Origin of the sequence: Vibrio sp. L85 (assembly GCF_963871815.1) — a bacterium.
Lineage (GTDB): Bacteria > Pseudomonadota > Gammaproteobacteria > Enterobacterales > Vibrionaceae > Vibrio > Vibrio harveyi.
The window spans coordinates 457,176-470,972 of the sequence record NZ_CAWMYL010000244.1; the positions used below are offsets into that span (position 1 = coordinate 457,176).

Sequence of the window (13,797 nt, forward strand, 5' to 3'; positions counted from 1 at the left end):
CGCGACATGTGAGGGCAGCAATGCCCTCCACTCCAACCTGTGTCGCGCCCGCTTTACCGTGAACAATGTGAAGTAAATAGGACTGAATAATGACAACGACGAAATTTACCGCAGGTGATTTGTTTCCCTCTATCACTCTACCAACGTTAAATGGCGATACAATCGTGCTAGGTAAGCCTTCAGAGAATGTCGATTGGCGTTTAGTGGTGGTTTACCGTGGCAAACATTGCCCTTTGTGTACTCGCTATCTCAACCAACTAGAGACACTAAAAGCGCGATTCTTACAACTCGGGATGGATATCGTAGCGGTGTCCGCAGATAGCCAAGCACAGCTAGAGCAGCATAAGGAGCAACTGACCGTCACGTTCCCAGTGGCTTATGGTTTGACAGTAGAGCAGATGCAAACGCTAGGTTTGTATATCTCGGAGCCTCGCTCAGAAAAAGAGACAGACCATCTCTTTGCAGAGCCAGGTTTGTTTGTGGTGAACAGTAAAGGACAAGTTCAGTTAGTCGATATTTCCAACGGTCCATTCGCTCGACCTGACCTAGAAGTCTTGCTCTCAGGGTTGGCGTTTATCCGTAACCCAGAAAATGATTACCCTATTCGTGGTACCTACCAAGCGGCAATCTAATCACTGTTTTGGTTTGAGGCATTAAAAACCAACGACGTTCGCAGACTTCCTCTTCTAAAATTGGATTGTTCGTCTCCTAGATTGTGGTAAAGTCCGCGCCTGCGATTTACCGCATCTTTTACTGCCTCTTCAATCAAAAGCACAAGGTTAAGCTAATGCCATTTTCTACTCTCTCTTTGAGTTCTGAGCTGATTCACGCACTGCCAAAAGACTTTAAGAAGCCAACTGATGTTCAGGCTTTGGCTATTCCTGAGCTACTCAGTGGTAAAGATGTGTTGGCATTGGCAAATACAGGCAGTGGTAAAACCCTTGCGTATGGTTTGCCTTTGTTGGAAAAGCTAAGTGTAAATCCAGAGCAAAAAGCGCTGATTCTAGTACCTACACGTGAACTGGCGACACAAGTGAGCGAGGCGATTAACCAAGTTGGTCAATCTATTGGTCTCAACGCAGTGTGTTTGTGTGGTGGTGTTGATAAAGAGCAGCAACTACAAGCACTTGCGTCAAATCCCCACATTCTTGTGGCGACAACCGGTCGTTTAGTTGATCTGGTGAACAACGGTTTGGTTCTGAGTAATATCCATTATCTAGTGTTGGATGAAGCGGATCGTTTACTGGATATGGGCTTTTGGCCAGACGTGCAAAATATTGCAGGGCAGATTTCAAACCAGCGTCAAACCGCGATGTTCTCAGCAACGTTTTCTGATGAGTTGAAGGGCAAAGCCAAGCAGCTCATGCACGCACCAAAACAGGTAGCAGCGCATCAAGAAAACAGCACCAATCGAGATATTGCCGAAACGCTGTATTTCGTCAACAAAGGCAGCAAAACCAAAGCGTTGATTGAACTGATCAAGCAAAATGCATGGGCGCAGGTATTGGTATTTATTGGTGCGAAAGAGAACGCTGATGGTTTGGCGAAGAAATTGAACAAAGCTGGAATTACAACCAATGCGCTGCACGGTAATAAGAGCCAAGCAGAGCGAGAAGAAGCGTTGGCGCAGTTTAAGTCCGGGCAAACACTGGTGTTGATCGCTACCGATCTATTAGCTCGCGGTATTCACATCGAGCAACTACCAGTAGTAATTAACTTTGAATTGCCAATGCATGCGGAAACATACGTTCACCGAGTTGGGCGCACAGCGCGTGCTGGCGAGCAAGGCGTCGCAATGTCGCTGGTCTGCCATGGAGAAACCGAAGCGCTTACAGCGATCCGTAACTTGACGCAACGTGAATTGCCAACGCAAGACCTTGAAGGTTTCCCTGTAACGGATAAGCCATCAACAGGCGAAAGCAAGCGCGCCCCACGTGATAAAAAAGCCAATCGCCGAACCAATGCCAAAAAGAGCATTAAGCAGTTTCAAGGTAAGCCGAAACGTCAAGCGCCTAAAGCTAAATGAGCAAAACCAAATAAAAAAGCCATCGTAATGATGGCTTTTTAATTAAATGGAGTGTGTGTCTAAATAGGGGTAATGCTTAGAAGTTGTAAGAAACTGTCGCGCCTACTGCCCATTGGTTTGCACTGTCTACGATAGAAGAATCGCTGATGCCACTACCTAGACGAGTGTATTGTGATACTTGGCTGATTTGCCAGTGCTCAGTGATTGGCACTACCAGTTTGTAACCTAAACCGTAGTTTACGGTTGCATCGCCTTTGTATGCTTTGCGGTTTGCACGTGCTTCTTTGTCTGTTACACCGAAGTAGTAATCAACGTAATCTTTGCTTTGGTAAGACACGCTCGCAAATGGTACGAAATCAACATTACCGATATTCATGATATGGAAGTAAGTAGCACCACCTTGGAAGCCTTTGTAAGCACCTGATACATCATGTTGTAGGTAAGTTGAGATCACGTTGTTTGGATCAAGTCTGAAATCTGCGTTCAAACCTAGATCGATCGCGATATCACGTCGTTTCGTACCTTTTAGGCTTTTCGCTACATCGCTATCACGAGGTACACCGCTACCTACCGCGTAAGCACTCATGTTAAGTAGTTCATCGTTGTCACCTAGGAAACGGTAGTTAATACCGCCTAAATCAGCGTTGAAGTCTTCACCATGGTAGCCACCGTTTAGAACTGGCGCAGTGTTGTGTTTTTGGTCTTTGAAAAGATCGCTCGCTTGTACTACGCCAGCTTCGACCATCCAGCCACCTTCGTTGTTGTAGATGTTACCGTTACGAATGTAAGTATCACCCGCTGTTGCCGTGCCTGCAGCCGTCAACGTTAATAATGCAATAATTGTTTTGTTCATTGTTCTGTCCCAGTTGTTTGGTTTTGAACACTGTACAAAATAAAATTGTAACCCTCTATCAGCAGAGCGTATGGAAGTGTAATGATGACTTTAAGAAATGTATGGTTTCGCTTAAAAAACGCTAAGAAGTAGAACCATGCCCGCTGTGAAGGCATGGTTGAGACATTGGTATAGATGATCTCTATTGCCGTTGAGATGGTTTAACTGGTTTTGCGGTGAAGGTACTTCATGACTTTCCCTTGCTTCCACATCATAACGCCTGTGATAGCAACGACGGGAACAAGTACAAATAACGTTAAAGTCATGAACATTTCATTTGCCTTCAGCGGTGAATAAAGCGCTGCACCCACCAACAGCGCACACAATATATGCATCCATCTTAAAACCAATCTTACTAACTGTCCGCTCATTGCCTTTCTCCTTTGCTTTGTTTCAATACACGATACAGAGCAAAGTGATGACGGTTTTGGCTTTGAGATAAAACGCCTAATAGCGTTATAAGTGAACGTATAGGATGATGAATGGTTTTATGCTGAGCAGATAACTTTCGGAATGTGTCTAAGACCCAACATAGTGCATCCGTCTTCCAAGTAGCTATCGGTGACAACATCGAAGCCGAACTTGCCGTAGTAGTCTTTCAAGTGCGCTTGTGCGGATATAAAAATGCTGTCGTTCGGGTAGATCTTCCTTGTGGTATCGAAGCTCACTTGCATCAATTGGTTGCCGATGTTTTTCCCTCTGTAATCTTCTGCGACGATAACGCGACCGATACACACGTCATTGGCATCAGAGTTCAGCAAGGGTAAAACGTCAACGGGATATCCGAGTTTCGGAGGCATAATACGACTATAAGCCACCAGACGTTCGTTATCATACCCCATCACGTGGTAGGTGTCGGGATGGTTATCTTTACCATCCAAATCGCTGTATGGCGTGTTCATGTCTACGATGAAAATATTGACTCTTTGCTGCAAAAAATCGTAAAGCTCTTGAACAGACAGGTCTGCGAATTTCTTAATTCTCCACTCGAGCATCATGCTTCCCCTTGTATTATTTTGGGTACAACATAAAGAGTATTTGTACGGGATTCATTAACCTTTGTTAATTGCTAAGCTCCAGCTTAAATACAGATTTGCTGTATTGAACGGCTAAAAAGCAAAAGCCCCACTGACTTGGTAGTGGGGCTAATATTGGAAGGGATACGCTTCCTTCTCTCAGGGAGTCAAAACGGGAATTAACCCGCAGTCGGACCAACCAAACGCATTTCCCAATCTTCGACTTCACCGGTTTCTAGGCGGCGCTCAACAAGCTTGCCCCAAGATTCAACTAATGGAAGTTCCGCCAGTTGGCTTAGCTCTGTTTTATCTAGGCAACCAGTAAATACTGCGCCCATGATGCGAGCCAATGACCAGTCTGGGTAAGGTCTTTCGCACAGAATAATCTCGTCACCTGCACCGATATCGCCCTCTTGTAGCACTCGGAAGTACCAGCCTGTTCGAAGCGTGTCTTGCAGTCTTCTCGCCATGTCGTTTTGCTCGAAGCGGACGTTGAGTTTCCAGCAAGGCATGCGCCCTTGGGATACTTCCAGCAAGGTTGAGCCGATGCGGATTTTATCTTTCAGGCAAATGGACGCTTCTGTTACGCCGCTTGAGCTTAAGTTCTCGCCGAACGCGCCAGCTGATTGGAAAATCGCTTTGTCGCCCAACTCTTGTTGCCAAATCGGATAGTGCTCGCTTGGGTAAATATGAAGGGCTTTTTGAATCCCACCATGAAAGCGCGGATCGCCTTGTTCGTCGTTGGTAAAACCCAGTTCTGTTGCGTGCTGACGCTGAGGTAGAACCTGCTTGTTAATCGCACTTTTCGCACCATGTGCAAAGGCAACGGTTTTACCTGCTAATACGCTGTTAACTACGCCTAACTTCTTCATATTCTTTCCTTATCGCTAAAACTGATTTGCCAAACGGTGTGACACAAAGTCACGTTATCGCTCACCCAATGATTTGAATACCGGAATCGCTGCCAGTACTTCAATGCGCTTTTCTGTGCTTTTTAAGTAACGCGTTTCGCTATCTGAAACCAACACATGTCGTTGATAACCTTCCGTTTTAGGAAACTTGGTCAACACGGTTTCGAGCGATGCTTCGCACTTGTCTTGCTTGATGTTATCAATATCGACTTTGAATAAGAGTTGGTTTTCTTTGGATATTTCAACTTGATATCGCATACGTCGCACCTCACGGCTTCATTCACTTTGACGAGCATGATAGCCTAGTGAGCTTGTGTCAGAGTAGGGATGTAAGGACAGTTAATGATGCCAATCCGCCAAATCGATTCTCACTCCGGTGTCATGACCTCCAATGAGATGATGGCTGCCAATCCCCACTCACCGGCACTGGTTAAGACCATCGACATGCCGAAAGGTTACATTGATGCGCTGCACCAACACACGTGGCATCAAGTCATTTTCCCGATCAAAGGGCTATTGCAAACCAAAACCGAGCACTACCAACACCTTGTGCCTCATACCTCTGCGCTGTTTGTACCTGCGGGTATTCAACATGAATCCATCGCACTAAGCCATACGACATTTGTCGGTATCTATCTAAACCCTAAGTTCGGTACTGAGTACGAGCATCAAGTTAGAACCATCACTCTCACTCCTTTCTTGAACGAGCTGCTACAGGAAATACGTCGTCAATGCGAAGGGTTCGTCAGTGATGAGGAAGTATCGCGCTTGCTAGGCGTACTGCACGATCAAATCATGAAAGACAACGTGCAGACCTTTCAGTTACTGCTGCCTGAAGACAGACGCTTAAAGCTGATTTTTGAAGCGCTGACCGACACGCCAGCATTGGATTGGTCACTCAAACAGTGGGGAGAGAAAGTCGGTGCATCCGAGCGAACTTTGTCGCGCTTATTCTCCAAAGAGTTCAACACCTCGTTTCAACTTTGGCGACAACAAATTCGGCTGATTTATTCGCTCTCTTTGCTGGACGAAGAGCTCTCCATCCAAAGCATTGCCGATAAAGTGGGGTATCAAAATGACTCTTCCTACATCAAAGCATTTAAAGCCTATTTTGATGTCACCCCACAACAGTTTCGCGTGAATGGTCGACGGGGATAGTGAGTCCAATCTTGCCCACGAAATCAGTCTCGTCCATCACACTACTCTAACGGTAACTGGAAAGTACTCTTAATTTCCTTTACGGAGACGTTAGATTGAATGGCGCTGATGCCTTTCACGCGGCGAATAGCACTGATGTGGTCAAAGTATTCGTCTAAGTCTCGAGCCACCACTTGCACCATATAATCCGCGCTGCCTGCAATGCAGTGACACATTAAGATCCAATCGGTTTCTGCGACAAAGTCTTCAAAAGGCGTGGTGTTTTCTACCTCATGACTGCCGAGGGTAACCAGAGTAAAACCAGAAACTTGGAAACCGAGTTTTTTACGGTTCAGCTTTGCAGCGTAACCCTCAATGTAACCTTCCTCTTCCATTTTCTTCCAGCGTCGCCAGCAGGGTGTTTCACTCAGGTTGACGGTCTCGGCAAGCTTAGAATTGCTCATGCGACCATCTTTCTGAATATGGTCAAGGATGGCGAAATCGGTACTATCCAATTCAAAGTTGGTGGATTCTTTCTTTTTCATAATTGTTTTAGAAATAGTCTGCTCAAATTGACTTTTATCGTAGCGCAGATAGCAATTTTCTTTCTACCCAAATCGTTAAACTGTTTCCCATATTCGTTGATTACTTTTTGGGAGAGAGTGCATGAGTGCTCAATTGCTAGCGGCATTTTTGTTGTTTGCCGTTTCTATTTCTTTAACGCCGGGAGCAGGTAACGTCGCGCTGTTAGGTATTTCAAGCCGATATGGGTTTTCTGCGACCGTGCCGTTTGTATTGGGCAATGCAGTCGGGGTGATCATCATGTTGGTTGGTGCAAGTGTGGGGCTTGTCAGTTTGTTTACCCTTTACCCAGATTTGTACACGGCATTAAAGTGGATTGGCGCGGCCTACCTGCTGTATCTCGCATGGTCGATTGCTACGATGGAACTCGACAATGATTCGAATGCAAAAAAGTCCGGCTTTTTATCTGGCGTTTGGGTGCAAATTCTAAATCCCAAAAGTTGGGTTGCATCGCTGACAGTGTTCTCTCAATTTATCTCGCCAAACAATGATTACCTGAATCAAGTGGTGATCATTATCAGCGTGATGGTAGGGACTGGTGTGCTGGGGATGTTTGCGTGGGCGTACTTTGGCACCGTATTGAACCGCTTTATTCAGTCACCACAAAAGGTGGTGTGGGTAAACCGATGCATGGGCAGCAGTCTCGCTTTAGTGGTAGTGTTTATGCTGAGTCAGCCCGTTTAAGCTCTTATCCAATTTGACGCGCGCGCCGAGAAAACGTTATATACCCGTTTCGCTATGGCGCGTCATACTTCCTCTAGCAGTCCCGTGGTATCCAAATGAGCTTAACCAAGACCAACTCGCATAAGACAAACACTCGCGTTAATCAACTGAGCTTTGGCTCGCCAAGTGTGTCATTGGTGTTGGAGCATGTTGAGCTAGAGCCACTCGCTTTGGGCAAAGTGCGCGTGCAAATCGAAGCCACAAACATTAACCCAAGTGACCGATTGTCGATTCAGGGAGTAGGGCAGTATCGTCGCACCCATGTACCGCCGCGAGTCCCAGGCTTTGAAGCGGTAGGGCGTGTGGTTGAGATAAACGAGCCGCACCCAACCGAATTTCACATCGGGCAAAAGGTGCTGGTGGCACAAAGCGGGACTTGGCAAAGCTATGCCGATGCGCTTGCGGAGAATGTCTTTGCAGTGCCGGAAGAGCTTGAGAATGGCTACGCTTGCCAGTTGTATATCAATGCCCTGACGGCTTGGGTGATCACCACTTACGTTGCCAAGTTAGGTAAAGATGACGTGGTAATCATCAACGCGGGCAATTCTGCGATTGGTAAGATCTTCGCTCAGTTATCGCACTCACTTGGATTTACTTTGATTGCGATAAGCTCCGCGCCAGAGCGTTATCCATACGATTCCATTGCAGTGTTAGATAGCAAGCAAGATCTGCAATCTCAAATTGATGCCCGAGAGTTACCTCAACCCAATGTTGCATTCGATGCCATTGGCGGCAATTTGGGTACAGAACTCATCCAAATTGTGCGTAATTCGGGAATATACATCAATTATGGAACGCTTTCACTCACCCCTTATGAGCCAGCTTTCTTCGCTTGTATGAAGCAAAACAATATCGACTTCAGTACGTTCTTTTTGCGCTATTGGGAAGAGTCGGTTGGTAAGACCGTTCGCAAACAAGTCTTTGCCGAGATGCTAGAACACTTTATGGAACACCAAATACAACTCGATGTGGATTGCTACCTTCCGTTAGAACAGTTCCAGCGCGCCTTCGAGCTGATAGAAGATGAGTCGGTCACGCTGCAAGGCAAAATCATTCTGACCATATAGTAACTATATTCAAACACCTTGAGGTTACTGGGTAAATTGAAGAATAAAAAAGGGATGGCATTCACCATCCCTTTTGTGTTCTAGCCAAGAGCAATTGAGGTGCCTTTAACTCGCGATGATTTCATCCATTAGGCGATCGATTTGCACTACGACTTGTTCGCTGGCGTCTTCCATGGCGTTAATTGCAGTCACCATGCCTGCCATGTTGCCAGATTTGGCTTGGCTCATCGCTTCACGTCCACCGTCATGCACGCCCTTGTGTGGTTCTTCAAGTAATGCATAGCTTCTTAAGTGGCTGTAAGCCTTGCCATCGCCACGGTAGTACCACTGACCCAAGCGACACTCAGAGTGGCTATTAACGGTTTCACCAAACGCGCCTTTTTGTAGGAGACGATAGATATTGTTCTTCCAAATAGCGTGGTCGAGTTTGACCGTATCCAAGAAAGCGCGTGTGGAAGCAATATGGATCACCTGTTGCATGTGTTCCGATTTCACGACCACTTCGTTGACAATAGAACCAATCTGCGCAGAAGAGGCAGACACTTCCTCTGCACAAGTTTGGTTTTCATCAATCGAGGTTTTAATCGCGTTCACTTGCGTTAGTACTTGGTTCACCAAAGAATCAATCTGCTCACTGGCTTCGCTGGCTTTGCCGGCAAGGTTTCTTACCTCATCTGCCACCACGGCAAATCCGCGGCCTGCTTCGCCGGCTCGTGCTGCTTCAATCGCTGCATTTAATGCCAACAAATTCGTTTGGTCAGAAATCTCTTGAATAGTCGATACAAGAAGGGAAATAGAAGTGGCAGTTTTATCTAATATTTGAACAGATTCAATGCTTTGTGAGGCTTGCGTACTGATCTTCACGGCTCGGTTATCAAGACGAGCAAGAGCTTGATGAGTTTGCTTAAACATTTCATCTAGTTGTTGCAGCTCTTGGTTTTCATGCGCCATAGATTGCGCACTCTCCACCATCTCTGTTCGAATGGTTTGGAGCATATCTCCACCTTTCAAACTGCTCGACATCAACTCATCACTATTGTGGTGTTCCTGTTGAGCAGAGCGAACAAGCTGCTGAGCCTCTTGGAGCTGATTTTCCAGAGCGGCAACGTCAGTTTGGTACTTCTGTTTGAGGTCTGCTAATTCTTGCTTTAGCAGCTCATTTTCTGATTTGATTCGTTTTAATCCAAACATAGGTTCTATAAATGTGACAGGATGTTAAAAAATCCATGCTAATCGAGTTGGATATCGAATACACGATCACTTTCATATCTTTGCTTGGTGTAATCACACTTTTTCGGTAGGGCTTTATACAAACAAGAGGTCTCAGATTTTGGTGCTTACCTGATAACCTCTGTTCTTTCTATCCGCTCATGAGCCGCTTTTAAAGCTCTTGCATCAATTGGATGTAGTTGCCACAGGTATCGTCAAGTACTGCAATCATGACCGTGCCTGCTTCTCGTGGCTCAATTGAGAACTGCACGCCAAGCTCAGTTAATCTTGCATATTCTTTATTCAGGTCATCGACCGCAAACGACGTCCATGGGATTCCGGCTTCTTTCAACGCGTCTTGGTATATTTTTGCTGGACCAAATGCCATCGGTTCTAACAATAATTCCACGCCAGATTGCTCTTGTGGAGAGACCACTGTTAGCCATTTGTGCTCACCAATTGGTACTTCTGCTTTTTTAATGAAACCAAGGATATTGGTATAGAAATCGAGAGCTCTATCTTGATCGTTAACAGGAACGCTGGTTAGGGAAATTCTGATCACGGGTATTCACCTTTACTGTTTTGGAATAAGTAAAAGATAGCGAAAGCTTGGCTCAAAAACTTATTCTAGATTGCTTTTATACATTTTTTGAAACGCTTTGGGGGAGTAACCTGTGCTCTTTCTAAAGACACTCGAAAACGTGGTTAAGCTCTCATAACCAACCTGAAAACAAGTATCCGTAATCGAGTGACCTTCCTTGAGCAGCACTTTGGCTTTTTTAATCCGCATATCCCTTAAATAGCTTCGCGGCGTGACACCATACATCTGTTTGAAAATCCGCACATAGTGAAAGCGTGACATAAAAGCCGCTTTGGCTAAGTCGTTTAGCTCGATGTTTTCTGAGTGATGCTTTTCCATAAATGCCTTGGACTGCCTGATCAGGAGGTACTGTTTCGGGCTCAACGGCATCTCGCCGTACACGCGATCGATTTCTTGTTCATAAAAGGTTTTTGGGCGAGATGGCATCATATTTCACAAAGCGAAAGAGAGTGGTTTTAGTCTAACACTGGAAGCAGATTCGTGGAGGTTATCTACTTCTCACTTTACTCAAAACCGTCCAACACCCTCTTCCTCACACTTTTTTGCTCTTTTCTGCTGAGTGATTTACTGACGATGCCTGGTTCATTCTGAATAAAAATAAATCACTCATTAACGTAAAGAATGTAAATGAGATTAATTATCATTAATGTTGTGTATTATGCTTCGCACCACGTTGTTGTTTATAAAATATAAGTAGTATTATGAAACTGAAGTCACTATCAGCAGCCATCACCGTTGCCATTGCCTCTTTTGCTGCTCACGCTTCCGATGAAAATATTGTTGTTGTCGGTTCTGCCCTTGATCAACTTGTTCAAACTGAGATTAACGCTGAAACGTTAGAGCTCAAACAAGCGTCGGATATTAAAGACGTATTGAACACCATGCCGAGTGTTACGGTTGACGGTAACGCTCGTTACTCTCGTAAAGTTTACATTCGCGGTATGGAAGACAAATTCTCTGTCGTAACCATTGATGGTGCGCGTCAAGAAGGTCAGCTATTCCACCACTCGGGCGACCAAACGTTCGATCCTGCGATGCTTAAGTTAGCTGAAATCACGCTAGGTGGTAACTCAGCACTGTCTGGTGCTGGTGCGATTAACGGCTCATTTAAATACGAAACGAAAGATCCCAGCGATCTACTTTCGGAAGGCGAAAGCGTCGGTGCTCGCGTTAAAACGGGGTATCAAACGGCTTATGAGCGCTTCACGACGAATGTTGCGGTTTACGCGCAGTTGAATGATGAACTTCAGTTGATGGGTATCATCAACTACTCAGAAGACGGCGATCTTTACATTCCTGGTAAAGATGACGTGACTTCAAAGCAAGGTGAACTGAAATCTGGCTTGGTGAAGCTAGTCTTCGTTCCAAACGATGCTAATGAATTTAAGCTTACTTTTAACACCTACCAAGATGGCGGTAAGCGTCAGCTATCAGGTGAAAAAGCAGGCGCACTTTACCTGCATGATGATCACAACTACAACTCACTTAACCGTGATACCGTGACGTTCGAGCACCGTTTCGATAATGGAAGCGACTTGGTTAACCTAAAAACTAACTTGTACTACAACCGTCAATACATGGAACGCGACGCGTTAGTCGAAGAGTACGGCGATTGGAAGAAGGTGAACGGCGCTTGGGAATTCACCAAAGATGGTGACCTATCAATTCCTGATCGCGAATACAACGTGACGACCATTGGTGGTGATATCCGCAATATCTCTTGGGTTGGTGAACACGAGCTGACTTACGGCTTCGAAGGCTACAAAGCGGAGCAGTGGATCGACTCTGGTCTAGGTCACTACACCTCAGGTTCAAAGCAAGGTCAAACGAAGAACTACGACATGGATGGCGGTACTGTAACGGCTTATGGTATTTACGCTCAAGATGCGTTTGAGATTAATGACTTCCGTTTCGTAACCGGTCTTCGTTACGATGTTCATGAGCTAGGTGGTGTGTTTAAAGGTAAATACGATCAGCTATCGCCTAAGTTCCAAGGTGAATACCAAACCACAGACAACCTAAAACTTCGTATTGGTTACGGTCGTCTATTCAAAGGGGCTTCATTGCCAGAAACGCTAACCATGAAAGCGGCGAGCGATGTTAAACAGTCTGATACCAAAGCGATGACGGGTAACAACTACGAAGCAGGCTTTGATTACGACATGTCTGGTTTGCTGATGGCAGACGATGCAATCCTTGGTTTTACTGCTTACCAGTATGATCTAGATAACCAAATGCACCCAACCAAAAACAACACAACTTTGGTAAACCAATACGATGTTGAAGTTTGGGGTGTAGAGACGGTATTCACCTACAGCATTGAAGACTTCGCGCTTTACGCAAACCACTCATACTCTGATGGTGAGCAAACGAGCCTGAAGAATGGGAAGAAGAGCCACATGAACAAAACTGGTATCCATAACATTAAGGCGGGCTTCAAGTACGATCTAACCAGCGAGTTTGTGTTCGGCTGGGACTCACGTTTCGTTCCGGGTAATGATTATAAAGACGAAGATGGTGACAAGATTGAACGTGCAGGTTTTGCAACGCACAACCTATGGGCGGCTTACGTACCAGATTTTGCAAAAGACCTATCACTTAACCTAGCGGTAGACAACCTATTCAACAAGCAGTACGCAGAGCATACAGGCTTTGGTATTTCTTGGGGTTCAGATAAGTACACTAGCTACGAAGCTGGTCGTAACTTCAAAGCGTCAGTGGCTTACAGCTTCTAAGTGATAAATTACTCTTAAAAACAAAACCCCGATAATTGGTTATCAATTATCGGGGTTCTTTTTATCTAACTTTGCCTATCAAGGTGCAACAAGCATTACTTGGTATGGAAGATCTGCTCGGTTTCTAGCGACGTCATCGCGCGAACTTGACGCCAGATGTAGTAGAAAATACCAAACATCATCAACATACTTGGGATAGCAATCATTGGGTAGCTGTAAAGGGTTAGCTTACCCAACTCTTCATTGAACGCCGCTGTGCCCGATGGACTAGTCACAATCCAAGTTGCTAGAAAATAGTTCATCGCAGATGAGAAAGCGAAGGTGCTAGCGAACAGATAGTTCGACGACATCAGGCAACGCTCAAATGCTTGCGTTTTACCATTCTGCTCTAAACGTTCGTTAATCAGTTGTAGGTTCAAGATGGTATCGTTCAATACAAGCTTTTGCATTAGCGGATAACGAGTGAAGGTTGAGCCTAACACTGCAATACCTATCAGACCTGGAATCAACGCCTCTTTTAACGCTAACCAACGTGTGTCTAGCTCTAACAAGCCAATACCACCGGTTAACAGCACACTGATAAAACCAAGTGCAGAAATGAAGTTGAATTTCTTGTTGCGGATAAGATCCATGCCGCCATAAACCAATGGGAACGCCAAGGCAACAACGAGTGCCATTGCTGTACCTAGGTGTTCTTCACCGCTGAACTTCATCAAAATGAAGGAAGGGATGATGACGTTAAACAGGACTTCGAATAATGGATTCGACTTTTTCGCCGTGGTGTTACTCATAATTTTACTGACTCTACTATGTCGGCTTGGGTTTTACTTTGTGAGAAGTGTTCTACTCCTTGCGCCAGATGTAAAGTCTTAAAGCCCCGAGTTGTGTAACGACTTAT

Annotated in this window: 16 protein-coding genes; 6 read left to right on the forward strand and 10 right to left on the reverse strand. The window is 45.4% G+C overall.

The genetic code is table 11. The features are described 5' to 3' along the window. Window positions 1-89: 89 nt before the first annotated feature. Entirely contained in the window at window positions 90-632 is a 543-nt protein-coding gene (locus tag AACR11_RS26305) for a peroxiredoxin-like family protein (protein ID WP_005449990.1), read from the forward strand. A gap of 155 nt (window positions 633-787) precedes the next feature. Continuing rightward, on the forward strand, window positions 788-2,026 hold the full coding sequence (locus tag AACR11_RS26310; RefSeq protein ID WP_029788384.1) for a DEAD/DEAH box helicase: 1,239 nt from the start codon (window positions 788-790) through the stop codon (window positions 2,024-2,026). 76 nt (window positions 2,027-2,102) lie between these two features. Here AACR11_RS26310 and ompV read toward each other — a convergent pair whose 3' ends face one another. The 5 genes from ompV to AACR11_RS26335 form a co-directional block, all read right to left on the reverse strand. Then, complete coding sequence (gene ompV, locus AACR11_RS26315) at window positions 2,103-2,879, reverse strand: outer membrane protein OmpV (RefSeq protein ID WP_029788383.1); 777 nt, start codon at window positions 2,877-2,879, stop codon at window positions 2,103-2,105. 200 nt (window positions 2,880-3,079) lie between these two features. Next, entirely contained in the window at window positions 3,080-3,289 is a 210-nt protein-coding gene (locus AACR11_RS26320) for a hypothetical protein (RefSeq protein ID WP_029788382.1), read from the reverse strand. A gap of 117 nt (window positions 3,290-3,406) precedes the next feature. Next, the gene (locus AACR11_RS26325; protein WP_079325260.1) at window positions 3,407-3,913 is read right to left on the reverse strand and encodes a GNAT family N-acetyltransferase; all 507 of its coding nucleotides are present in this window, start codon (window positions 3,911-3,913) and stop codon (window positions 3,407-3,409) included. Between the two features lie 200 nt (window positions 3,914-4,113). After that, window positions 4,114-4,806, reverse strand: a complete 693-nt coding sequence (locus AACR11_RS26330; RefSeq protein WP_009706630.1) for an MOSC domain-containing protein — start codon at window positions 4,804-4,806, stop codon at window positions 4,114-4,116. 54 nt (window positions 4,807-4,860) lie between these two features. Next, the gene (locus tag AACR11_RS26335; RefSeq protein WP_029788380.1) at window positions 4,861-5,103 is read right to left on the reverse strand and encodes a hypothetical protein; all 243 of its coding nucleotides are present in this window, start codon (window positions 5,101-5,103) and stop codon (window positions 4,861-4,863) included. An 84-nt stretch (window positions 5,104-5,187) separates the two neighbouring features. On the opposite strand from AACR11_RS26335, the gene AACR11_RS26340 reads away from it, so the two are divergent. Then, window positions 5,188-6,003, forward strand: a complete 816-nt coding sequence (locus AACR11_RS26340) for an AraC family transcriptional regulator (protein WP_029788379.1) — start codon at window positions 5,188-5,190, stop codon at window positions 6,001-6,003. Window positions 6,004-6,044: 41 nt separating this feature from the next. Here the strand turns inward: AACR11_RS26340 and AACR11_RS26345 are convergent, their stop codons facing one another. After that, a complete protein-coding gene (locus AACR11_RS26345; RefSeq protein ID WP_005434199.1) occupies window positions 6,045-6,527 on the reverse strand; it encodes an Lrp/AsnC family transcriptional regulator in 483 nt (160 codons plus the stop codon). A 121-nt stretch (window positions 6,528-6,648) separates the two neighbouring features. Here AACR11_RS26345 and AACR11_RS26350 point away from each other — a divergent pair, with 121 nt between their 5' ends. Both AACR11_RS26350 and AACR11_RS26355 read left to right on the forward strand, forming a co-directional pair. Continuing rightward, a complete protein-coding gene (locus tag AACR11_RS26350; protein ID WP_029788378.1) occupies window positions 6,649-7,248 on the forward strand; it encodes a LysE family translocator in 600 nt (199 codons plus the stop codon). Window positions 7,249-7,343: 95 nt separating this feature from the next. Then, entirely contained in the window at window positions 7,344-8,354 is a 1,011-nt protein-coding gene (locus AACR11_RS26355) for a zinc-dependent alcohol dehydrogenase family protein (RefSeq protein ID WP_029788377.1), read from the forward strand. A 105-nt stretch (window positions 8,355-8,459) separates the two neighbouring features. Here AACR11_RS26355 and AACR11_RS26360 read toward each other — a convergent pair whose 3' ends face one another. The 3 genes from AACR11_RS26360 to AACR11_RS26370 all read right to left on the reverse strand — a co-directional run bounded on the left by AACR11_RS26360 (window position 8,460) and on the right by AACR11_RS26370 (window position 10,590). Continuing rightward, window positions 8,460-9,545: a methyl-accepting chemotaxis protein gene (locus AACR11_RS26360; protein ID WP_009695860.1), complete on the reverse strand. Its 1,086-nt coding sequence runs from the start codon at window positions 9,543-9,545 to the stop codon at window positions 8,460-8,462. Window positions 9,546-9,735: 190 nt separating this feature from the next. Then, window positions 9,736-10,125: a VOC family protein gene (locus AACR11_RS26365; protein ID WP_029788376.1), complete on the reverse strand. Its 390-nt coding sequence runs from the start codon at window positions 10,123-10,125 to the stop codon at window positions 9,736-9,738. Window positions 10,126-10,185: 60 nt separating this feature from the next. After that, on the reverse strand, window positions 10,186-10,590 hold the full coding sequence (locus tag AACR11_RS26370) for a helix-turn-helix transcriptional regulator (RefSeq protein WP_029788375.1): 405 nt from the start codon (window positions 10,588-10,590) through the stop codon (window positions 10,186-10,188). A gap of 275 nt (window positions 10,591-10,865) precedes the next feature. On the opposite strand from AACR11_RS26370, the gene AACR11_RS26375 reads away from it, so the two are divergent. After that, complete coding sequence (locus tag AACR11_RS26375) at window positions 10,866-12,899, forward strand: TonB-dependent receptor (RefSeq protein ID WP_029788374.1); 2,034 nt, start codon at window positions 10,866-10,868, stop codon at window positions 12,897-12,899. 95 nt (window positions 12,900-12,994) lie between these two features. Here AACR11_RS26375 and AACR11_RS26380 read toward each other — a convergent pair whose 3' ends face one another. Beyond that, on the reverse strand, window positions 12,995-13,690 hold the full coding sequence (locus tag AACR11_RS26380; protein ID WP_005450007.1) for a VC0807 family protein: 696 nt from the start codon (window positions 13,688-13,690) through the stop codon (window positions 12,995-12,997). Window positions 13,691-13,797: the final 107 nt, after the last annotated feature.